This window comes from Mycobacterium sp. ITM-2016-00317, assembly GCF_002968295.1.
Classification (GTDB): domain Bacteria; phylum Actinomycetota; class Actinomycetes; order Mycobacteriales; family Mycobacteriaceae; genus Mycobacterium.
Genome location: NZ_CP134399.1, coordinates 2,921,065 through 2,943,056 on the forward strand (window position 1 = coordinate 2,921,065; position 21,992 = coordinate 2,943,056).

The window sequence follows — 21,992 nt, forward strand, 5'->3', positions numbered from 1 at the left end:
ATCCATGCGAATTCTGGGCGTCAACGCCGTCTTCCACGATCCGGCTGCCGCGCTGGTCGTCGACGGTCAGATCGTGGCCGCCGCCGAAGAGGAACGCTTCTCGCGGCGCAAGCACGGCAAGCAGGCGGTGCCGTTCTCCACCTGGGAACTCCCGGTCGCCGCCGCCAGGTGGTGCCTGGAGGAGGCGGGTCTGGCCCCCGGCGACCTCGACGCGGTCGGCTACTCCTACCAGCCCGCGCTGATGGACGGCGACGCCGGGCAGACCGAAGGGCTCGACCGGGACTGGGAGTATCTGCGCACGATGTACGCCCAGCGGGCGCCGCGGTTCCTGGCCACCGCGTTGCCGGGCCTGGACCCGGCTGTGGTGCACCACGTTCGCCACCATGTTGCGCACGCCGCGTCCACCGCGCTGGCCTCACCGCATCCCGACACCGCGGTGCTGGTGGTCGACGGGCGGGGCGAGCGCACCTCGATGCTGGCCGGCGTCTACCGCGACCAGAAGCTCGACGTGCTGGCCGGCCAACCGTTGCCGCATTCGCTCGGTCTGCTCTATGAAAGCCTCACCGAACATCTGGGATTCGCGCGCTCCAGCGACGAGTACAAGGTGATGGCGATGGGCTCCTACGGCAGGCCGCGATTCGCCGACCAATTGCGCCAGAAGGTCTATGCGTGCGGCGACGGAGGGTTCCGCACCGAGCCCGTCGACTGGACCCGGTTCGCGCCACCACGGACACCGACAGCCAAGGAGTCCATGTCCGCGCTGGCCCGCCCAGAACCGGTCTACGCCGACCTCGCCTGCAGCGTGCAGCGCGTGGTCGAGGAGGTCCTGCTCGACCTCGTCGGCTGGCTGCGCGGCCGGGTCGACGGTGACAGCATCTGCCTGGCCGGCGGCGTCGCGCTGAATTGCGTTGCCAACTCCCGCATCTACGCCGAGAGCGGATTCGACCGGGTGTGGATCCAGCCGGCGGCTGGCGATGCCGGGACTGCGCTGGGCGCCGCGCTCGCGCTGGCTGCCGAGGCCGGCGACCCGATCGCACCGATGCCGTCGGCGCAGCTGGGACGGGGCTGGACCGACGAGCAGATCGGTGCGGTGCTCGACCGGGCCGCCGTGCCCTACGAACGGCCAGCCGACCTGGCCGCGGCGGTCGGGGACGCGCTGGCCGCCGATCAGCTGATCGGATGGTTCCAGGGTCGTTCGGAGTTCGGGCCGCGCGCCCTGGGCGGAAGGTCCCTGCTGGCCGATCCGCGCAGCGTGGCCAACCTGGAGCGGCTCAACGACGTCAAGGGCCGCGAGCAGTTCCGTCCGGTGGCCCCGATGGTGCTGGCCGACCGCGCCGGCGAGATCTTCGGCCGCGGCCCGCTGCCGAGCCGCTACATGTTGTTCGTCCACGACGTCGCCGAGGACTGGCGGGCCCGCATTCCGGCGGTCACCCATGTCGACGGGACCGCCCGCGTCCAGACCGTCGACGAAAGCCAGCCTCTGCTGCACGCCACCATCGCCAGATTCGCCGCACACACCGGGGTGCCGGTGGTGGTGAACACCAGCTTCAACACCGCGGGCCGGCCCATGGTGGACAGCCCGCAGGACGCCCTCGAGTGCTTCGGCAGCTCACCGATCGACGTGCTCGCGATCGGCCCCTACCTGGTGCGGCGGCCGCGATGACCCTGGATGTCACGCTCGTCATCCCGACCATCGGGCGAAAGTCGCTGTCGGAACTGCTCACCGCGCTGTGCGACGACGACGGCCAGAAGCCCGCGGAGGTGATCGTCGTCGACGACCGCGCCGTACCCCGGCCGCTGCCGCTGCCGCACGGTCTGGCCATTCAGGTGCTCCACAGCGGGGGACGGGGTCCGGCGGCGGCGCGCAACGTCGGCTGGCGGGCCGCGGCAACCCGGTGGGTGTGCTTCCTCGACGATGACGTCCTGCCCCACCCCGGGTGGCTGCGCGCGCTGCGCAGTGACCTGACTGCCGCGGAAGCGGCGCGGGCAGCCGGATCCCAGGGCGGCATCGAGGTGCCCCGCACCGGTGCACAGCGACCGCCCAGCGACGACGAACGCCGCACGCTCCGACTGGCCGACGCCCGGTGGATCACCGCCGACATGGCGTATCGGCGGGACGTCCTGGTGGCGGTCGGCGGGTTCGACGACCGCTTCCCCCGCGCCTACCGGGAAGACTCCGACCTCGCACTGCGGATCGTCTCGGCCGGGCACCGGATCATCGAAGGGGCCCGCCGCTGCACCCACCCGGTGGCCCCGGCGACCCGGTTCACCTCGGTCCGGGTGCAGATCGGCAACCGGGACAACGCGCTACTGCGCCGCAAGTTCGGCCCCCAGTGGCGGTCTCGTATCGGGGAGGGCCGCGGTCGCATGCCGGCCCACACAGCGACCACGGCCGCCGCCGTCGCAGCGACGGTCGCGGCAGTACTGAGAAAGCGCGCCACCGCCGCCGCCTGCGTGCTGCTGTGGGCCGGGCTCACCGCCGAGTTCGCCGTCCGCCGCTTCCTCAGCGGTTCCCGGACCTTCTCCGAGCTGGGGTCGCTGGCCTCGACCAGCGCGCTGATTCCGCCGGCCGCGGTGGCGCACCGGCTGATCGGGGAGTGGCAACACCGCAACGCGCGACCGGAACCGCCGCTGGCGGTGCTGCTGGACCGCGACGACACCTTGATCCAGGACGGTCCCTACCTCAGCGACCCGGACGGTGTCGTGCCGATGCCCGGCGCCGACCGCGCGCTCGACCGCCTCCGCAGTCGGGGACTGTTGCTGGCAGTGGTGACCAACCAGTCCGGGGTGGCGCGCGGGTTGATCACGCCGCGCCAGCTCGTCGAGGTCAACGCGGCGGTCAGCGGCCGGCTGGGCCCGTTCGACTCCTGGCAGGTCTGCGTACACGGCGAGGAGGACGGCTGCCGGTGCCGCAAACCGGCGCCCGGCATGGTGCTGTCCGCAGCCGCCGAGCTGGGAGTGCCGCCGAGCCGGTGCGTGGTGATCGGCGATACCGGCGGCGATGTCACGGCGGCGTTGTCGGCCGGGGCGCGGGCAGTGCTGGTGCCGACCCGAAGGACCCTGCCGGATGAGGTCGCCGCTGCGCGCGCGCATCCCCGGGCCGCGGTGGCACGCACGCTGAACGACGCGGTGGACCTGGTGCTGCTGGAGGCGCGGTGACGTCGGCCCTGGTCGCCCGGCTCGACAGCGCCGGGGACGTGTTGATCACCGGTCCGGCGATCCGGGCGGTGGCCAATGCCCACGACAGGGTGGTGATGCTGGCGGGTCCGCGGGGGCGGGCCGCGGCCGAACTGCTGCCCGGTGTGGACGAGATCATCGAATGGCAGGCCCCCTGGGTGGATTTCGACGCGCCGGAGCTCACCTCCGCGCATGCCGACGACCTGATCAAGCGGCTTCGCGACACCGCGCCGGAGCGGGCCTACATCTTCACGTCGTTCCACCAGTCGCCGTTGCCGTTGGCGCTGCTGTGCCGGATGGCCGGCGTGCCGTGGGTCGGCGCGAGCAGCGTCGACTACCCCGGCAGCCTGCTCGACCTGCGTCACCAGGTCCCCGACGGCGTCCCGGAACCGTTGCGCGCGCTGTCGCTGACCACTGCCGCCGGGTCCGGCTCCCGGAAGGGGACACCGGAAACCTCAGAATCACCCGGCCGCCGCCACTGCCGGCGTGGTTGGCACCGCAGCTGGGGAGCGACGGTTTCGTCGTGTTCCATCCCGGGGCGGCCGTGCCGGCGCGTCGCCCCGGCGCGGACCGCAGCGCGGCGATGGTGGCGACGCTGGCACGTGCCGGCTACCGGGTGGCGGTCACGGGCGGCGCGAACGAGCGGGAGCTGACCGCACAGGCCGCTGCCCAGCATGCGCTGGACCTCGGTGGACGGACGAGCTTCGCCGAGTTGGCCGCGGTGCTGGCCGCTGCGCGGGTGGTCGTGGCGCCCAACACCGGAGCCGCACACCTGGCAGCCGCGGTCGGGACGCCGGTGGTTTCGCTGTTCGCACCGGTGGTGCCGGCCTCGCAGTGGGCGCCGTACGGCGTACCGGTCAAAGTGCTCGGGAACCAGGACGCCGCCTGCCGTGGTTCGCGGGCGCGCACCTGCCCGTTGGACCGCCACACCTGCCTGGACGACATCAGCGACATCGCACTGCTGACCGCGGTGCAGGAGTGGGGAGGCACACCATGATCGCGACACACTTCGACGACCTGATCGAGGCGGTGCACCGCTGCCGCGGGCACATCAGTCAGGTCGACTCCTGGGGGCACCGGCTGGCCGAGGTGCTGGTCGGCGGCGGGCGACTGCTGGCGTGCGGCAACGGCGGCAGTGCGGCCGAGGCGCAACATCTGACCGCAGAGCTGGTCGGGAGATTCAAAGACGAGCGGCAACCGCTGTCCGCCATCGCCCTGCACGCGGACACCTCGGCACTGACCGCGGTCGTCAACGACTACGGCGGTGACGAGATCTTCGCCAGGGGAGTCCGCGCCCACGGCCGCCGTCACGACGTGCTGGTGGCGCTGTCGACCAGCGGCACGAGCCACAACGTGTTGACCGCGGTCAAAGCCGCGCACGAGATCGGGATGAGCACCTGGGCATTCACCGGTCCGGCACCCAATCCGCTGGCGGCCATGTGCGACAACGCGATCAGCGTCGACGCACCCGACACGGCCACCGTGCAGGAAGTACACCTGCTTCTGGTCCATGCGTTGTGCATGGCGGTGGACGAACGGATCCTCGGCGGGGTGAACGCATGACCGCCGGACCGCTGGTCGTCGTCGGAGACGCGATGCTGGACCTCGACATCGAAGGCGCCGCGACCCGGCTGAGCCCCGAAGCCCCGGTCCCGGTGGTCGACGTCGAGCGCAGCTGGCAGCGCCCCGGCGGCGCCGGGCTGGCAGCGCAGCTGGCGGCACGCACCCGCGACGACGTCGTACTGATTGCCGGTATCGCCGAAGATGGCGCCGCCCGACAGCTCTCAGATCTTCTCCGGTCCGCGGGGGTGCACCTGATCGCGTTGCCGATGCGTGGCGACACCGTCACCAAGACCCGGGTCAGGGCGCGCGGGCAATCCGTGTTGCGCATCGACCGAGGTGCGGCCACGCCGGTCCCGGGTCCGCTTCCCGGGCATGCGGTGCAGGTGCTGGCCCGGGCGCAGGCGATCTGCGTGGCTGACTACGGCGGCGGGGTGGCGGCGCTGCTGGCGGTCCGCGAGGCGCTCGGTGTCGCGGCCCGCCGCGTGCCCGTGGTGTGGGATCCGCACCCGCGCGGGGCTTCGCCCACGTCGGGTTGTCGTCTGGTGACCCCGAACGAGGCGGAGGCGCAACACTTCTGCGGTGGCCACGGCAGCGCCGGGGTGATACTGCGGGAACGATGGAACGCCGAAGCGGTGTGTGTGACGCTCGGCGCCCGAGGCGCCCGGGTCTTCGGCGCCGACGGCAGAACGACCCACATCGGTGCACCGGCCCTGACCGGCGCCGGGCCGGTAGGCGACGCGTGTGGTGCCGGCGACCGGTTCGCCGTGGCGGCAACCGCCGCAATGGCCGACGGCGCGGATCCGGTGGCCGCCGTCACCGAAGCCGTCACCGCCGCAGCGCGATTCGTCGCGGCGGGCGGGGCTGCGGCGGTGTCCTCGCCGGTACCGCCCGAGGTCCGGTCCCACACCGACGACCACGGCGTCACCGACGCGGTCGCCCTGACCGAGCGGCTGCGCGCCGCGGGCCGCACCGTGGTCGCCACCGGCGGGTGTTTCGACCTGCTGCACACCGGCCACATCCGATTGCTGCGCACTGCACGGCAACTGGGCGACGCGTTGGTCGTGTTGATCAACGCCGACGATTCGGTGCGGGCGCTGAAAGGTCCCGACCGGCCGGTGATGGCGGCCGCAGACCGGGCGAGGGTGCTGGCCGCGCTGGCATGCGTGGACGCCGTGGCGGTATTCGACGAACCCACCCCGGAGCGGCTGCTGGCCGACATCCGGCCCGACATCTGGGTCAAGGGCGGTGACTACACCGCGGACGCGCTACCCGAAGCCGGCGTCGTGCGGGCCCACGGCGGCGACGTCGTCATCGTGCCGACGGTGGCCGGCTACTCCTCCTCCGCCCTGATCGCCGCGGCGCGGTCCGGGCCCTCCCAAGAAAGGTGATGCACATGGCAGACCACTCACACCCCAACCCCGGCGCGGTGCTGATCACCGGCGGCGCCTCCGGCCTCGGGGCGGCGGTCGCCGACGCGGTGCGGCAGCGCGGCGGGACACCGCTGGTGATCGACAAGGACCGCCCCGCCGACGGCATCGCGCACGTCTGCGCGGACCTGGCCGACACGGACGCCGTGGACGCCGCGGTCGCGACACTGGCCGACGAGGCCGGCGGCCCGTTCACCGGAGTGTTCACCGCGGCAGGCATCGACGCCTGCGGCACCCTGCGCGACGTCCCCGCCAAGGAATGGGAGCGCGTGGTCATGGTGAACCTGCTCGGCACCGCCGCGGTCGTCAGGTCGGCGCTGCCGCACCTGTCGAACGGCCGCAGCCGCATCGTCACGTGCGCGTCGACACTCGGCATCAAAGCGGTCAGCGACGCGACCGCCTACTGCGCATCGAAGTTCGGGGTCGTCGGGTTCACCCGCGCCCTGGCCGCCGAACTCGCCGGCGACATCGGGGTCACTCTGCTGATCCCGGGCGGCATGCACACCGCGTTCTTCGACAGCCGCACCGAGCAGTACAAGCCCCCGCCGGACGCCAAGCTCAACCAGCCCGCCGATGTGGCCGCGGCCGTGCTGTTCGCGCTCTCGCAACCGCCCGGCTGTGAGATACGGGAACTCGTCGTGTGCGCGTCCACGGAATCGTCATGGCCCTAGCCGCCGACGACGGCGAGCCGCGGACCATCGTGGTGCTGCGGGCGCTCGGGCTCGGCGACCTGCTCACGGCCGTGCCCGCGCTGCGCGGGCTGCGCCGGCGTTATCCGGACGCCAGGATCACGCTGGCCGCGCCCGAACGCTACCGCGAACTGGCTCTGCACACCGGAGCGGTCGACGAGGTGGTCGACACCCCCGCGCTCGGTCCGGTTCGCGGGGTGGCGGAGCGGCCGGACCTCGCGGTCAACCTGCACGGCCGAGGACCGGAGTCGATCGCCGCACTGCTGGCACTGCGTCCCAGGATGCTGTTCACCCATCGGCACGACGACTTCCCCCAGACCGCCGGCCCACAGTGGCAAGCCGACAAGCACGAGGTGGACCGCTGGTGCCAGATGCTGCACTGGGCCGGCATCGTCTGCCGCGCAGACGATCTACACATCGAACGGCCACCGGGTTATCCCGACCACTCGGACACCGTCGTGATCCACCCCGGTGCCGGCGCTCCGGCCCGGCAGTGGCCGGTACAGCGATTCGCCGAGGTCGCCGCGGCACTGGCCGGGCAGGGCGTCCCGGTGGTCATCACCGGCTCACCCGCCGAGGCCGAGCTCGTGAAAGAGGTCCGGTCTGCGGCGGGATTGCCTGAGTCGGCGATCTGGCCGGTGACGTCCGACCTGCTCGCACTGGTCGCGTTGATCGCCGACTGTCGACTGCTGATCTGCGGAGACACCGGTGTCGGTCACATCGCGACCGCCACCGGGACCCCGTCGGTGCTGCTGTTCGGCCCCACCCCGCCGCAGCACTGGGGCCCGCGCGGCCACGGATGCCACGTCACGCTGTGGGCCGGCGATCGCGGAGACCCGCACGCCGACACCCCGGACGCCGGCCTGCTGCTGCTGACGGCTCCGCGGGTGCTGTCCGCGGCCCGAGACGTACTGGCGCAGTGCCCATGAACAGCGACATGCGTGTCGGGGTCGTCGGCACCGGCTACGTCGGATTGACCACCGCGGTCTGCCTTTCCGGCCACCGGGGCGCCGACACCGTCGCCGTCGACATCGACCGGATGAAGGTGGACCGGCTCAGCGCCGGCGTCGCCGTACTGGACGAGCCTGGCCTGGCGCGACTACTCACCACCGGCACCGACACCGGGACGCTGCGGTTCTCCACCGACTTCGCGGCGCTGGCCGACCGCGACGTGGTGTTCGTCTGCGTGCCGACCCCGCAGGGCAACGACGGCGCATCCGATCTGCGGGCGCTCGACGACGCGGTCGGCCGTCTCGCCGGTGTACTGCGACCGGGTGCGGTGATCGCGGTGAAATCCACTGTCCCGGTGGGTACCACCCGGCGGTTCGCTTGGCGGCTGGCATTCGCCCGGATCGGTGTGGTGTCCAGCCCGGAGTTCCTCCGGGAAGGCCATGCGGTCGCCGATTTCGTGCACCCCGACCGCATCGTGGTGGGCGCACTCGCCGACCGCGACGCCGACCAGGTGTGTGCCGCCTACGGGGACATCGGACCGCTGCTGCGGATGAGCCCGGAGAGCGCGGAGTTGGCCAAATACGCCAGCAATGCGTTCCTGGCGGTGAAGCTGTCCTACGCGAACTCGATCGCGTCGTTGTGCGCGCGACTGGGGGCCGACATCGGTGACGTGATCGCCTGCATGGGCGCCGACGACAGGATCGGCCCGTCGTTTCTGCAACCGGGACCGGGATGGGGCGGGTCCTGCCTGCCGAAGGACACCGCAGCACTGGTGCACACCGCGCGTTCCCACGACGTGCTGCTCGGTGAGGTGGAAGCGGCCCGGGTCACCAACGCCGCGCAGACGCGACGCATCGGCAATGCGCTGCGCGAAGCGTTGGGCAGCGGTCTCACGGGCACCCGGATCACCGCATTGGGACTCACCTTCAAGGCGGCCACCAGTGACACCAGGGATTCCCCTGCGCTCGCGGTGTGCGCCCATCTGGCGGCCGAGGGTGCGGTGGTGAGCGGCTACGATCCGCGCCTGCCCGCCATCGATCCGGATCAGCTGGAGCGGGCGCGGGTGACCGCCGTCGACGACCCGTACCGTGCCGCGAAGTCCGCGGATGCGATCGTGGTGCTGACCGAGTGGCCGGAGTTCGGTGATCTCGACTGGTCGGCGATCGCCGACCATGCGCCGGGGGCGGTGGTCGTCGACACGCGTCGGCTGCTCGATCCCGGCGCGGTCAGATCCGCCGGACTCGGTTACCTGGGCAGCGGGTGCCCGGATGGATTCTGATGCTCGTCACCGCCGCGGAGGAGTTGGTGGCCGGTGACCTCGAAATGGACACGTCGGGCGATCTCGACCGCATGATCGGCGAAGCGCTCGTAGAAGCGACCCACAAGTACGAGGTCCGCCGCCACCGTCGGCCCGTGCTGCCACTGCGGCTCCATCAGCCGGGCGAACAGCTGGCGGTGCAGAGCGTTCATCCGCTCGTCACCGTCACAGACCCTGCACGCCAGCTCCGGGTCACGACCCCGGACGGTGGCTTGGGCCAGATCGGCCAGTTCCACGGCGAGCGAAGCCATCTCGGAGAAGAGATCGGCGATGTCGTCCGGCACGGCCCGGTCGGGGTGCCTGCGCCGCGCAGTGCGTGCCACGTTCGAGGCCAACCCGCCCATCCGGTCGGCGTCCGCGGCGATGTAGAGCGCGGCGACGACGGCGCGCAGATCGCGCGCGACGGGCGCCTGCAGCGCGAGCATGCTGTACGCGCGGTCGTGTACCGCGGAGCCGAGCCGGGTGAGCCGTTTCAATTCGAAGGCGACGCGCTCGGCGGTCGCCGGGTCGCCGTTGAGTAGTGCGACCGACGAGACACCCATGATCGCCGAGGCGCGCCCGCACATGTCGGCCAGATCCTCGGTGAGGGCCTCAAGGGCCCGATGGAACTCATCGCGCATGACAACTCCACGTGTCTTCCGTTTCAGGGGCCTTACCCTGGGGGCGCTGGGTCAAACCGAGTAGGTTCGGAGCGTCCGAGCACCACGGCGAACGGATCGCGGTTTGAACTCACTGCCTGACGACGATGAGCAAGAGGCCTTCGAGGCGCTGTTGCGATACATCCGCGACGCCCGAGGTTTCGACTTTACCGGCTACAAGCGCACCTCGCTGATGCGCCGGGTGCGCCATCGGATGGACCAGGCCGGCTTCACGACGTTCGAGGAGTACCTCGACACGCTGCAGGCCAGCGCCGACGAGTTCGCCGCACTGTTCAACACCGTGCTGATCAACGTCACGAGCTTCTTCCGCGACCCCGCGGCGTGGGACTACCTGCGCAAAGAAGTGGTGCCGACGCTGCTGGCCGAACGCAGCACGACCGAGCCCATCCGGGTCTGGAGCGCCGGCTGCGCGTCGGGCCAGGAGGCGTACTCGCTGGCGATGATCCTCGCCGAGGAGATGGGAGTCGAGGAATTCCGGCAGCGGGTCAAGATCTATGCCACCGATGTGGACGAGGAGGCCCTGAACGAGGCGCGTGCGGCGTCCTACGACGCCAAAGCCGTGGAGTCGGTGCCCGAAGAACTCCTCGACCGTTACTTCGAGTCGGTCCACGGCAGGCACGTCTTCCGCAAGGACTTGCGGCGTGCCGTCATCTTCGGGCGCAACGATCTGGTCAAGGATGCACCGATTTCGCGGGTGGACCTGCTGGTGTGCCGCAATACGCTGATGTATCTGAACGCCGACACCCAGCGAAATGTCTTGGGGCGGTTGCATTTCGCGCTGGCGCCCAGCGGCGTGCTGTTGCTCGGGCACGCCGAGATGCTGCTCAGCCATACCGACCGGTTCACTCCGCTGAACCTGAAGCATCGTGTCTTCCGCAAGGCAGCGGTCGCGGGCGACAGCGGTGAACGGCACTCGGCCGCCACGATGCTCGAGCGCCACGGCGACGTGTCCGATCTGGCCTCGATCCGCGATCTGGCGTTCCGGGCCAGCCCGGTCGCACAGATCGTCGTCACCGGCGACGACACCCTGGCCATGATCAACCAGCAGGCGGAGAGCACGTTCGGCCTCTCACAACGCGACATCGGCCGGCTGCTGCGCGATCTCGACCTGTCCTACCGTCCGGTGGAACTGCGGACCTACCTGGAACAGGCCCGAGTGGAGCGGCGCGCCGCCCGCATCCAGGACGTGCAGTGGCGCAGACCGGGCGCGGAGACCGTGTGGTTCGAAATCCACGTGAACCCCTTGGTGGACCTCAACAACGGGCTGCTCGGGATCTCGGTGGTGTTCTTCGACGTCACCTCCACGCGCGCATTGCTGGACACCGTCGTGCAGACCAACGGCAAGCTGGAGACCGCCTACGAGGAACTGCAGTCGACGAACGAGGAACTGGAGACCACCAACGAGGAGCTCCAGTCCACCGTCGAAGAGCTGGAGACCACCAACGAGGAGCTTCAATCGACCAACGAAGAACTCGAGACCATGAACGAGGAGTTGCAGTCGACCAACGACGAACTGCACACCATCAACGAGGCGCTGCGGGAAAGCAGCCTCGAGCTCGCGGAATCGACGGCGTTCATCGAGTCGCTGGTCGGTTCGATCGGCCTGGCCCTGATGATCGTGGACCGGCAGATGCGTGTGGTCGTGTGGAACCGCGGATGCGAGGAGCTGTGGGGCCTGCGACAGGACGAGGTCATCGGCAAGCCGCTGCCCGGCCTGGACATCGGGCTTCCCGCTGACGAGGTCAAGCCCCTCATCGGGCGGGTGTTCGTCGACGGCGACCTCAGCGAGCAGACCACCGTGGAGGCCGTGAACAGGCGGGGGAGAGCCGCGCGTATCCGCCTGATGTGTACGGCCTTCCGCTCAGGTGACGGTGCGGTCAACGGGGCGGTGCTGCTGATGGAGGTCCTGCCCGGCCTCTAGGACGGGGTGGCCGGGGTGCGCGGCGCATACCGCAAAATCGCCGCGACGCCGTCTCTGGGGGCCAACCGTTCGTCGACACCGATCAGGTTCGCGTCGATGCCGACCGCTGCCAGGGGTAGGGCCTCGTCGGCCCTGACCGTCACGCAGCGCTCGGAGCCCAGCTCGGAGAGCACCTCAGGGGTGGGCGCCACGCTGATCGGCGAGTCGCCGAGATACACCGTGGCATCCCCGATGTCGCCGATGATCAGAGTTTCCACCGCGCCTTCGCGCAGTGCGGCGCAGACGCCGGCGAGGCCCTCGGTGGCCAACCCGGAGTCACGGTCATGCTCGGCGTTGAACCTCTGCGCGGCGGCATCGATGTCATCGACACGGCGCAGGCGCAGCTGCGTCTCGATGTCGTGCTGCAGCGCCGACTCGTCGATACTGCCGCGGGCACCGGCGTTGATCTCGGTGACCGAGTCGGTGACGCGCTTCGGAAGTGCGCCGAGCAGGTCGGCACGTGAGGTGACCTCGCCCGCGATGAACACGACGTCGGGTCCGCCGTCGTCGAAGGCCTTCACCACTTCGTCGGCGACCTTCTGGATGTTCTTCAGCCGCGCCCCTTCCGCCGCGCGCTGCGGGTCGCCGTAGCCGGGCGACTCGGCACCGGTCGCCTTGTGCACCGGGTACTCGCCGCCGGTGACGGTGCTGCTGCGGCTTCGGCCACCGGCCCGCACGGTGATGTCGGCACCCTGGTGGTCCACGACCACGAGCAGGTATGGGCGGTCGTCGGCGCCGTGCACCACCGCGGGAATCAGATAGGGCAGCTCGGAGACACGTGCGGTGGGCTGCTCCGGAGGCCGCACCAGACGCTCGACGAGACGCACCCCGCGATCGGCGATCACCGCGCACCCACTGCGGCCGACGGCCGGCGGCGTCTCCTCGAGTCCACGACGGACGCTGTCGATCAACTCGGCATCAGCTCCCTGGGCGCTCAGCTGCTCCGCGACGGCGCGCCACCGCAACTCGGACTGTTTCTCCGCATCGGCGGTGTCGTGCGAGTCGTCGACATACACAGACGCGAACGGGCCGTCGGCTTCCAGAAGCGAGCGAAAACGATGTGACTGCATGGCCTTCGGGTGCCCGGAGCGGAGCCGCGCAAACGTTCACCCGTCCAGAAGCGCACCGGCGAACCGCAGATCGGCCACCAGCGACCGGAACGACTCCTCACGGTCCTGGGAGCGCCCACGCAGCACCGCCGAAGGGTGCACGGTCGCCACCGCTTTCGCATCACGCACACCGTTCGGGACGGTGTCGGGTGGCAGTTCAAGGACCTCGCCGCGGTGCGCGGTGAGACGAAACGAGTTGCCGAGCAGAGATTTGGCGGCGGTGGCTCCCAGCAGCACCACCACGGCGGGCTCCACGGCCTCCAGTTCCGCGAACAGCCACGGCCGGCACGCGACCACCTCCGTGCGGCTGGGCGTCTTGTGGATACGGCGGGTCCCGCGCTCGGGCGGGGCGAATTTGAAGTGCTTGACCGCATTGGTCAGATAGACCGGAGCACGGCTCAGACCCGCTTCGTCCAAAGCCTTGTCGAGCAAGCGGCCCGCGGGTCCGACGAACGGTTCACCGGCGAGGTCTTCGCGGTCGCCGGGCTGCTCGCCGATCATCATCATGCGGGCGTCACCGGGACCGCTGCCGAAGACGGCGCGGCTGGCGTTGGCGTACAGGCTGCAACCACGGCAGGACTGCGCGGCGGCGGCCAGCCCGGCGAGATCGCGGCTTTCCGGAACGAACTGGTCGGCACCTGAGGTCTTCATGGCGAGGGGGTACCCCCAATTCCGACCAGCCACAAAGCGAAACGCGGGCACCGAGGAATATCCGCCAGGCGAAGTGTTTCGTCCCCGCGACCGTCCCAAAGTTCCTGCGTAGCATCGGTTTCAGCACCACTTGAGCGGACGCCGGAGAAGTCGGGGGGTCGCCGTCGGTACGCCGGGCCGTGGACGGGTATGCCAACCGGCATGAGTGCGTCCGACGGGCTCGACCTCGCTTGGGTCGCCGCGGCCTTCGACAGGCTGTCGTTGCTGCCGGACGACGCCGCCGAGCATGCCAGGCTTCGCAACGAGATCATCCGCAACTGCCTTCCGCTGGCCGACCGGATCGCCCGGCGGTATGACCGCAGAGGGGAAGCGCACGAGGACCTGGTCCAGGTGGCGCGGGTCGGGTTGATCAACGCGGTCAACCGGTTCGACCCCGCTGCGGGGAACGAGTTCCTGTCCTTCGCGGTTCCCACCATGCTCGGCGAGGTCAAGCGGTACTTCCGGGACTGCGGCTGGGCCGTGAACGTGCCCCGTCGGCTCAAGGACCTCTATCCGGCGCTGGGGCAGGCCACGGCGGAGCTGACGCAGCGACTCGGCCGCTCCCCGAATTCGGCGGAGCTGGCCGAACTGCTGGCGGTGGACCGGATGGACGTCGTCGAGGCGCTGACCGCCGCGGCCGGATTCAAGACACGGTCGATCGATTCCGGTCCCACGCGCGAGGATGGGAGTGCCGCGATGATCGACCGATTGGGGAGCCCGGACCGGGATATCGGGTTCATCGACGAGTGCGATGCGCTGCGCGCCCAGTTGGCGTCGCTGCCCGCGCGCGAGTACCGGATCGTCATCATGCGGTTTTTCGAATCGTTGACACAGTCGGAGATCGCGGCGCGCATGGGAATCTCACAGATGCACGTGTCGCGGCTGCTGACGCAGTCACTGACCCGCCTTCGCAACGGGATGCTCGACTCCGACGACACCGCGATCGCCTGACCGCGCGCCTCGGCGCGCCAAGGTCTGGTGCGGGCTCTCGCCGTACACCTCGCGGTAGAGCACGGCGAACCGTCCCGTGTGCCCGAACCCCCAGCGCGTCGCGGTTGCGGTGACCGTCGTCGTCGAGCGGTCGGCGAGGATCAGTTCCTGGCGTGCCTTGGCCAACCGCACCCGGCGGAGGTGGGCCGAGGGAGTGGTCCCGAGGTGGCGCCGGAACAGGTACTGGATGGTTCGCGGGGTGGCGAACGCCTTCGCGGCCAGATCAGCGATGGAGATGCCGCGCCCGGCGTTGGCGTCGATATAGGCCAGCACCGTGCGCAACGTCTCCGGGAAGGTCTCCGTCGGCAGCGGCACGGTGTGATCGTCGGTGTGGTGTGGAAGCCGGCCAGTGTCGCAGCACGCAACAGGGCGGCGAGCGCGTCGACCATGCTTTCCGCGGCCCTGCGGTCGTCGGACTCCAGCACGTCGGTGACGTAGCTGATCGTGCGTTTGAGCATCTCGGACGTCGCCTGCGTGCGCGGTGCCAGCCAGCCCGCACGGCCGGCCGAGCGGGGGTGTGCACCCTGAAGGTGGATCGCGGTGACGCGTGCGGTGGTGAACTCCACCGACACCGGGCGCCGGCCCGCTGTGACCAGTCTCAGGTCGCCCCGACCTGCCTCTGCGCAGTCCTGCCCGGACCGGTACAGCACTGTGCCGGCGTGAACCCAGAGTACGACGTCCTCACGGAGCTGCTCGGCTGTGAGAGTCGTTGTGCCCGAATGGGTCACCTGGTCGACCTGGAAGCCGGCCGACGCGTGCCGGACGTGGTGGTAACGAATCGGCGCAGCCGCGTCGGCAGCTGGATACCGATGTCTTCGCCGTAGATCGCGTGCAGGCGTTCGCGTACGGCCCGCGGGTGGTCGGCGGAGAATTCGGCGCGCGTCAGTGGGAGCGGCTCACCAGGTGCGGTCAAGAACCCGACGCTGCCTACCGACGAGTCGAATCGCCAGACGGCACGGTCCTCAAGTCCACCAGCACCTTTCATCCCACGCTGCGCGAGCAATGCCTGGAATTATGACACGTCAGGCAATGCTCGTCGCAGCGCGGGACGAAAGTCACGCCGCCGAGATCCGAATGCGAAAGGCTCACTTACGCCGTGTGCGCCGGGTTTTCGGAGCCTCGGCGCGCACCGGAGCGACTGCCGAGGACATCACCGCTTCCGCGCGCTCCCAGACCCGGTGCATACCGAGCGCGGCCAGCAACTCGGCGCCGAAGGACGTCGACACGTCGTCGGCCGTCAGCACGCCGGGCAGACCGAGGTCGATGTCGGCGTTCTGCAGGGCCGTGCGCGCATCGCCCCATGCCGCCACCGGCTTGCAGTGCCGAAGCATCTCCTGCAGGAGGATGACCATCTTGATGTCGGCACGCGCGAGTGCGCCACCGGCCACCACGACGGCGTCGAACTCGATGGATCGCGCGGTGTCGAACGTGCGGTCCACCACCAGCGTGCGCCTGCCCGACTTCAGTTGCCCACCGGCCGGCGCGACGACCGCCGGGACGACCCCGGCCTTGTCCATCGCCTTGACCAGTTTGGCCACCCCGGCCAGGTCGGAGTTCTCGTCGGCGATGATCGCGACCTTGCGACCCTTGACCGGTCCTGGTGTGGTGACGACCTGGGACAGGGCCGGTGACAGCGTCACCTCGACGGGCGGATTGCCCTTGGGGGCCGGAAGGCCCAGCCCCTGCGCGACCTGCTCACACAGATCGGCGTCGACGTTGGCCAGCACCTCCAGCTCGCGCTCCTTGATGGCCTGCTCGTAGCACTTGCCGAGTTCGAAGGTGAACGCCTCGACGATGTGGGCCTGCTCGATCGGGGTCAGCGACCGGTAGAACATCGCCGCCTGGGTGAAGTGGTCGTCGAACGACGTCGGCGCGACCCGCCCGACCCGGCCCTCCACCGGACGGGCGCTCTGCACGTATCCGCCCTCGTCGGCGTCGGCGACCAGCGGTTCACCGCCGTCGATGCTGTTCGGCCGGTACGGCGCCTGGCCGGTGTGGATGGCCGTCTGGTGCATGCCGTCGCGCAACATGTCGTTGACCGGGCAGCGGGGCCGGTTGATGGGCAGCTGGGTGAAGTTCGGCCCGCCCAGCCGGGTCAGCTGCGTGTCCAGGTACGAGAACAGCCTGGCCTGCATCAGCGGGTCGTTGGTCACCTCGATGCCGGGCACCAGGTTGCCGGTGTGGAATGCGACCTGCTCGGTCTCCGCGAAGTAGTTGGTGGGATTGCGGTTCAGGGTCAGCTTGCCGATCCGCTGCACCGGCACCAGCTCTTCGGGCACGATCTTGGTCGGGTCGAGAAGGTCGATGCCCTCGAAGGTCTCGGTGCCGTCGTCGGGCATCACCTGCACACCGAGCTCGTACTCCAGCGGCGCACCCGCCTCGATGCCGTCGGCCATGTCGCGGCGGTGGAAGTCGGGGTCGAAGCCCGCGGCGAGCTGGGCTTCCTCCCACACCAGCGAGTGGACGCCGGCCACCGGCTTCCAGTGGAACTTCACCAGGCTGGTCTCACCTTTGCCGTTCACCAGCCGGAAGGTGTGGACGCCGAAGCCCTCCATGGTGCGGTAGGAGCGCGGGATGCCGCGGTCACTCATGTTCCAGAACACGTGGTGGGTGGCCTCGGTGTGCAGCGACACGAAATCCCAGAACGTGTCGTGCGCGGACTGCGCCTGCGGGATCTCCCGGTCCGGATGCGGCTTACCCGCGTGGATCACGTCGGGGAACTTGATGCCGTCCTGGATGAAGAAGACCGGGATGTTGTTGCCGACGAGGTCGAAAGTGCCCTCCTCGGTGTAGAACTTGACCGCGAATCCGCGGGTGTCGCGGACGGTGTCGGCCGAACCGCGGGAGCCGAGCACGGTCGAGAAACGGCAGAAGACGTCGGTCTGCTGACCTTTCTTGGCCAGGAACGCGGCCTTGGTGATCGAGGCCGCGTTGCCGTAGGCCTCGAACACGCCGTGCGCTGCGGCGCCGCGGGCGTGCACCACCCGCTCCGGGATGCGTTCGTGGTCGAAATGGGTGATCTTCTCCCGCAGGTGAAAATCCTCCATCAAGGTGGGCCCGCGGCTTCCGGCCTTCAGTGAATGGTCGGTGTCGGGGATCCGTACACCCTGCGCAGTGGTGAGGTAACGACCGGTCTGCGCCCTCGGATCGGGTTGCTCATCAGTGCTTTTCGAAGCACCGGTGGGGCTGACCCGGGCGGGTGCGGACTGGTCGCGCTTGCGCGGAGCTGGCATGAAAGGTGCCTCCGAGTTCGGGGTAGCAGGAGCCCCACCGCAATACCCGTTCAGGAACGTGTCAAACGCTCGGTCACGACGCTCTTGACGGTCTGATAGACCAGGTGCCGGGCACCCGGATCGCCTTGGGCCAAGGCTCGACTCAGGCCAGCATCTGGTCCGACGTCACGTGCGGAGGGATCGGTGGGACCTCCGGATCGCACCGGACATCGAGCAGGGTGGGCCCCGGTGACGAGAGCGCCCAGTCCCACGCGTCGCCGAGGGCGGACTCCGACTCGACCGTCATCGCGTCCACCCCCATGGCCCGGGCCACCTCGGCGTAACTGACGGCGGGCAGGCTCTGGGACCGCTCGAACTTCGGTGTACCGCTGGCCCGCAGCTCCCAGGTCACCTGGTTGAGGTCGCCGTTCCCGAACACGCACAGCACGAGGCGCCGGTCGTCCCACTCGTCGCGGTACCGGCTGATCGTCAGCAGTTCGTTGAGGCCGTTCATCTGCATGGCGCCGTCACCGACCAGGGCGATCACCGGACGGTCCGGGTGGGCGAACTTCGCGCCGATCGCATACGGCACCGCGCACCCCATGGTGGCCAGCGTGCCCGACACCGAACCGCGCATCTCTGCGGTGAACTTCAGGCAGCGCGCGTACCACGTCGTCGACGACCCCGAGTCCGCGGTGACAATCGCGTTGGCGGGCAGTCGTTTCGACAGTTCCCACGCGATACGCATCGGGTTGACCGGCTCCGCCGAGACCATGCTCTGCTGTTCCAGCACCGCCCACCACTGCGCGACGTTGGCCTCGATGGTGTCCCGCCAGCTCGTCTGCGGCTTGGGCTGCAGATGTTGTTGCAGCGCAACCAAAGTCGCCTTGGCATCGGCGACGATGTTGAGCTCGGTGGGATACCGCATCCCGATCGAGGTGCCGTCGTCATCGATCTGCACCGCGCGCGCCTGGCCGAACTCCGGCAGGTACTGGGTGTACGGGAAGTTCGAGCCGACGATGAGCAGCGTGTCGCAGTCGCGCATCATCTCGTAACTCGGCCGCGACCCGAGCAGCCCGATCGGACCGGTGACGAACGGAAGATCGTCGGGCAGAACGTCCTTGCCCAGCAGGGCTTTCGCCACGCCCGCGCCGGTGAGCTCGGCGACGCGGATGATCTCCCGGTGCGCTCCCCGGGCCCCCTGGCCGATCAGGATCGCGACGCGTTCGCCGTCGTTGAGAATCTCCGCGGCGCGGCGCACCTGATCCTCGGCGGGGGTGATGATCCCGAACTCGTCGGCCGGATCGCTGGACGGGACGTGCTTGAACTTGTGCTCTGGCGGCTCGTACTCCTGCTCCTGCAGATCCGACGGGAGGATCACCACGGTCGGCCCCCGCCTGGTCCTGGCGGTCCTGATCGCGCGGTCGAGCGTGGCGGGGAGCTGTTCGGAGACGTTGACTTCGACGACGTAGTCGCTGGCGACGTCACCGAACAGCGCCTGCAGGTCGACCTCCTGCTGATAGCTGCCACCCATCGCGCTGCGGGCGGTCTGCCCGATGATCGCGACCACCGGCACGTGGTCGAGCTTGGCGTCGTACAGACCGTTGAGCAGATGTACCGCTCCCGGACCCGACGTCGCCATGCACACCCCGACTTCGCCGGAGAACTTCGCGTACCCCACGGCGGCCAGCGCGGCCATCTCCTCGTGCCGGGTCTGGATGAACAGCGGGTCGTCGTCGGCGCGGCCGAGCGCCGAGATCAGTCCGTTGATGCCGTCCCCGGGGTAGCCGAAGACGTGGGTGACGTTCCACTGGCGAAGGCGGTCGAGGATGAAGTCGGCCACATCGGTGCTCATACCGGCGACTACCCGGCAGGTCGTCATCGAAACTCGAGTAGGGTTCCGCGCGTGATCACGTCTGGCGCAGTCAAGTCTGTAAACGCCCGTCTCGCTGAGGAACTGGCCGTCGCGGAGTCGCAGGTCGCCGCGGCTGTGCGCCTGCTCGACGAGGGTGCGACAGTGCCGTTCATCGCCCGTTACCGCAAAGAGGTGACAGGCAGCCTCGACGATGGCCAGCTGCGCCTGCTGGAGGAACGGCTGGCCTACCTGCGCGAGCTCGACGACCGCCGCAACGCGGTGCTGGCGTCGATCAAGGAGCAGGGCAAGCTCACCGACGAGCTGACCGCGGCGCTGATGGCCGCCGACACCAAGGCGCGCGTCGAGGACATCTACCTGCCGTACAAGCCCAAGCGGCGCACCAAGGCGCAGATCGCCAGGGAAGCCGGCCTCGAACCGCTGGCCGCACGCCTGCTGGCCGACCCGACCCTGACACCCGAGGTGGTGGCCGCGGATTACCTCGGCGAGCAGGTCGCCGACGCCGCGGCCGCGCTGGAGGGCGCCCGTCACATCATCGTCGAACGCGCCGCCGAGGACGCCGAGCTGGTGGGCGCGCTGCGCGAGCGGTTCTGGGAGCAGGGGACCCTGCGGGCCAGGCCGGCCTCCGAGGGCGCCGCGGCAGGGGAGAAGGCGCAGAAGTTCCGGGACTACTTCGACCATTCCGAACAGCTCGAGGCGATGCCGTCGCACCGGGTGCTGGCGGTGCTACGCGGCGAGAAGGAGCAGGTGCTGGCGTTGAGCCTGGACGGCGGCGACGACGATCACTACCTGGCGATGATCGCCTCCGCGCTCGACATCGACCTGACCGCCGGCGCAGCCGCCACGCCGTGGCTGGCGTCGACCGTCGGCTTCGCGTGGCGGACCCGGCTGTCGGTGTCGGCGTCGGTGGACGCCCGGGTGCGCCTGCGGCTGCGCGCCGAGCAGGACGCCGTGACGGTGTTCGCCAAGAACCTCAAGGATCTGCTGCTGGCCGCCCCCGCCGGCAACCGCACCACGATGGGGCTGGACCCCGGTTTCCGGACCGGGGTGAAGGTGGCGGTCGTCGACGGCACCGGCAAGGTGCTCGACACCTGCGCGATCTTCCCGCACCAGCCGCAGAAGCAGTGGGACACCGCCAAAGCGACTCTCGCAGCGCTGGTGGCCCGTCACGGCGTCGAGCTGATCGCGGTCGGCAACGGCACCGCGTCCCGCGAAACCGACGCCCTGGCAGGCGAACTCATCGCCGACATCCGCGCGGCCGGAGCGAAGGCACCGGCCAAGGCGATGGTCAGCGAGGCCGGCGCGTCGGTGTACTCGGCATCCGCCTACGCCGCGCACGAGCTCCCCGACCTCGACGTGACGCTGCGCGGCGCGGTGTCGATCGCGCGGCGTCTCCAGGACCCGCTCGCCGAACTGGTCAAGATCGAGCCGAAGTCGATCGGGGTGGGGCAGTACCAGCACGATGTCACCCCCGGCATCCTGGCCAAGAGCCTGGGCGCGGTCGTCGAGGACGCGGTCAACGCCGTCGGTGTCGACCTGAACACGGCGTCGGTCCCGCTGCTGTCCCGCGTCTCGGGGATCACCGAGTCGCTGGCCGAGGCGATCGTCGCCCACCGGGACAAGACCGGCCGGTTCCAGAACCGACGCGCGCTGCTCGACGTGCCGCGCCTGGGCCCCAAGGCTTTCGAACAGTGCGCGGGCTTCCTGCGGATCCGCGACGGGGAGGATCCACTGGACGCGTCCGGCGTGCACCCCGAGGCCTACCCGGTGGTGCGGCGGATTCTGGACCGCTCGGGCGTCATGCTCGCCGAGATCATCGGCAACGAACGCACGCTGCGCACCCTGCGGCCCGCCGACTTCGCCGACGACCGCTTCGGCATCCCGACGGTCACCGACATCCTCGCCGAACTCGAGAAGCCGGGCCGGGACCCACGTCCGGCATTCACCACCGCGACGTTCGCCGCGGGCGTGGAGAAGGTCGGCGACCTCAAGGTGGGCATGATCCTGGAGGGGGTGGTGACGAACGTGGCCGCGTTCGGCGCATTCGTCGACGTCGGCGTGCACCAGGACGGGTTGGTGCACGTCTCGGCGATGTCCAACCGGTTCGTCTCCGACCCGCACGAGGTCGTGCGGTCCGGTCAGGTGGTGCGGGTCAAGGTCGTCGACGTCGACGTCGAGCGGCAACGCATCGGGTTGAGCCTTCGCCTCGACGACGACGTCAAACCTGAGCGCACCCCCCGCCGCGGCGGCGAACGGCCCGCCGCACCGAAACGAAACCCGCAGCGGACCAACAACTCCGGTCGCAAAGAACAGAGCCGTCCGGCGGGCTCGATGGCTCAGGCGCTGCGGGAGGCCGGCTTCGGCCGGTGACGCC

15 protein-coding genes and 2 pseudogenes are annotated in these 21,992 nt (G+C 69.9%); 11 read left to right on the forward strand and 6 right to left on the reverse strand.

Features of this window, described 5'->3' with window-relative positions; translation table 11 throughout:
* Positions 1-4: 4 nt before the first annotated feature.
* From C6A87_RS13940 to C6A87_RS13975, 8 genes and pseudogenes are all read left to right on the forward strand, one after another.
* The gene (locus C6A87_RS13940) at positions 5-1,663 is read left to right on the forward strand and encodes a carbamoyltransferase C-terminal domain-containing protein (RefSeq protein WP_311117732.1); all 1,659 of its coding nucleotides are present in this window, start codon (positions 5-7) and stop codon (positions 1,661-1,663) included.
* The gene (locus C6A87_RS13945) at positions 1,660-3,159 is read left to right on the forward strand and encodes an HAD-IIIA family hydrolase (RefSeq protein WP_311117733.1); all 1,500 of its coding nucleotides are present in this window, start codon (positions 1,660-1,662) and stop codon (positions 3,157-3,159) included. The genes C6A87_RS13940 and C6A87_RS13945 overlap by 4 nt, the downstream gene beginning before the upstream one ends.
* A pseudogene (locus C6A87_RS13950) lies at positions 3,156-4,174 on the forward strand (glycosyltransferase family 9 protein). The gene C6A87_RS13945 and the pseudogene C6A87_RS13950 overlap by 4 nt, the downstream one beginning before the upstream one ends.
* Positions 4,171-4,740, forward strand: coding sequence for an SIS domain-containing protein (locus C6A87_RS13955; RefSeq protein ID WP_311117734.1), 570 nt, complete (start codon positions 4,171-4,173; stop codon positions 4,738-4,740). Before C6A87_RS13950 ends, C6A87_RS13955 begins: the two are co-directional and overlap by 4 nt.
* Positions 4,737-6,128 (forward strand): PfkB family carbohydrate kinase, encoded by a 1,392-nt coding sequence (locus C6A87_RS13960; protein ID WP_311117735.1) that lies wholly within the window; start codon positions 4,737-4,739, stop codon positions 6,126-6,128. Before C6A87_RS13955 ends, C6A87_RS13960 begins: the two co-directional genes overlap by 4 nt.
* A gap of 5 nt (positions 6,129-6,133) precedes the next feature.
* Positions 6,134-6,838: an SDR family oxidoreductase gene (locus C6A87_RS13965; RefSeq protein ID WP_311117736.1), complete on the forward strand. Its 705-nt coding sequence runs from the start codon at positions 6,134-6,136 to the stop codon at positions 6,836-6,838.
* Entirely contained in the window at positions 6,829-7,785 is a 957-nt protein-coding gene (locus C6A87_RS13970; protein ID WP_311117737.1) for a glycosyltransferase family 9 protein, read from the forward strand. Before C6A87_RS13965 ends, C6A87_RS13970 begins: the two co-directional genes overlap by 10 nt.
* Positions 7,782-9,086 (forward strand): UDP-glucose/GDP-mannose dehydrogenase family protein, encoded by a 1,305-nt coding sequence (locus C6A87_RS13975; protein WP_311117738.1) that lies wholly within the window; start codon positions 7,782-7,784, stop codon positions 9,084-9,086. Before C6A87_RS13970 ends, C6A87_RS13975 begins: the two co-directional genes overlap by 4 nt.
* Here the strand turns inward: C6A87_RS13975 and phoU are convergent.
* Entirely contained in the window at positions 9,053-9,745 is a 693-nt protein-coding gene (gene phoU / locus C6A87_RS13980) for a phosphate signaling complex protein PhoU (RefSeq protein WP_311117739.1), read from the reverse strand. The genes C6A87_RS13975 and phoU overlap by 34 nt on opposite strands.
* Before the next feature lie 103 nt (positions 9,746-9,848).
* On the opposite strand from phoU, the gene C6A87_RS13985 reads away from it, so the two are divergent.
* On the forward strand, positions 9,849-11,705 hold the full coding sequence (locus tag C6A87_RS13985; RefSeq protein WP_311117740.1) for a CheR family methyltransferase: 1,857 nt from the start codon (positions 9,849-9,851) through the stop codon (positions 11,703-11,705).
* Here the strand turns inward: C6A87_RS13985 and C6A87_RS13990 are convergent.
* Positions 11,702-12,814 (reverse strand): hypothetical protein, encoded by a 1,113-nt coding sequence (locus tag C6A87_RS13990; protein WP_311117741.1) that lies wholly within the window; start codon positions 12,812-12,814, stop codon positions 11,702-11,704. The genes C6A87_RS13985 and C6A87_RS13990 overlap by 4 nt on opposite strands.
* 36 nt (positions 12,815-12,850) lie before the next feature.
* Positions 12,851-13,504: a UdgX family uracil-DNA binding protein gene (locus C6A87_RS13995; protein WP_311117742.1), complete on the reverse strand. Its 654-nt coding sequence runs from the start codon at positions 13,502-13,504 to the stop codon at positions 12,851-12,853.
* Between the two features lie 201 nt (positions 13,505-13,705).
* On the opposite strand from C6A87_RS13995, the gene C6A87_RS14000 reads away from it, so the two are divergent.
* The gene (locus tag C6A87_RS14000) at positions 13,706-14,494 is read left to right on the forward strand and encodes a SigB/SigF/SigG family RNA polymerase sigma factor (RefSeq protein WP_311117743.1); all 789 of its coding nucleotides are present in this window, start codon (positions 13,706-13,708) and stop codon (positions 14,492-14,494) included.
* Here C6A87_RS14000 and C6A87_RS14005 read toward each other — a convergent pair.
* From C6A87_RS14005 to C6A87_RS14015, 3 genes and pseudogenes are all read right to left on the reverse strand, one after another.
* Complete coding sequence (locus C6A87_RS14005) at positions 14,438-14,848, reverse strand: helix-turn-helix transcriptional regulator (RefSeq protein WP_311117744.1); 411 nt, start codon at positions 14,846-14,848, stop codon at positions 14,438-14,440. The genes C6A87_RS14000 and C6A87_RS14005 overlap by 57 nt on opposite strands.
* A 770-nt stretch (positions 14,849-15,618) precedes the next feature.
* Complete coding sequence (locus C6A87_RS14010) at positions 15,619-17,766, reverse strand: catalase (protein WP_311117745.1); 2,148 nt, start codon at positions 17,764-17,766, stop codon at positions 15,619-15,621.
* A 50-nt stretch (positions 17,767-17,816) separates the two neighbouring features.
* Positions 17,817-19,600, reverse strand: a pseudogene (locus C6A87_RS14015) (thiamine pyrophosphate-requiring protein).
* A gap of 51 nt (positions 19,601-19,651) precedes the next feature.
* Here C6A87_RS14015 and C6A87_RS14020 point away from each other — a divergent pair.
* The gene (locus C6A87_RS14020; protein ID WP_311117746.1) at positions 19,652-21,988 is read left to right on the forward strand and encodes a Tex family protein; all 2,337 of its coding nucleotides are present in this window, start codon (positions 19,652-19,654) and stop codon (positions 21,986-21,988) included.
* The last annotated feature ends 4 nt before the right edge of the window (positions 21,989-21,992 follow it).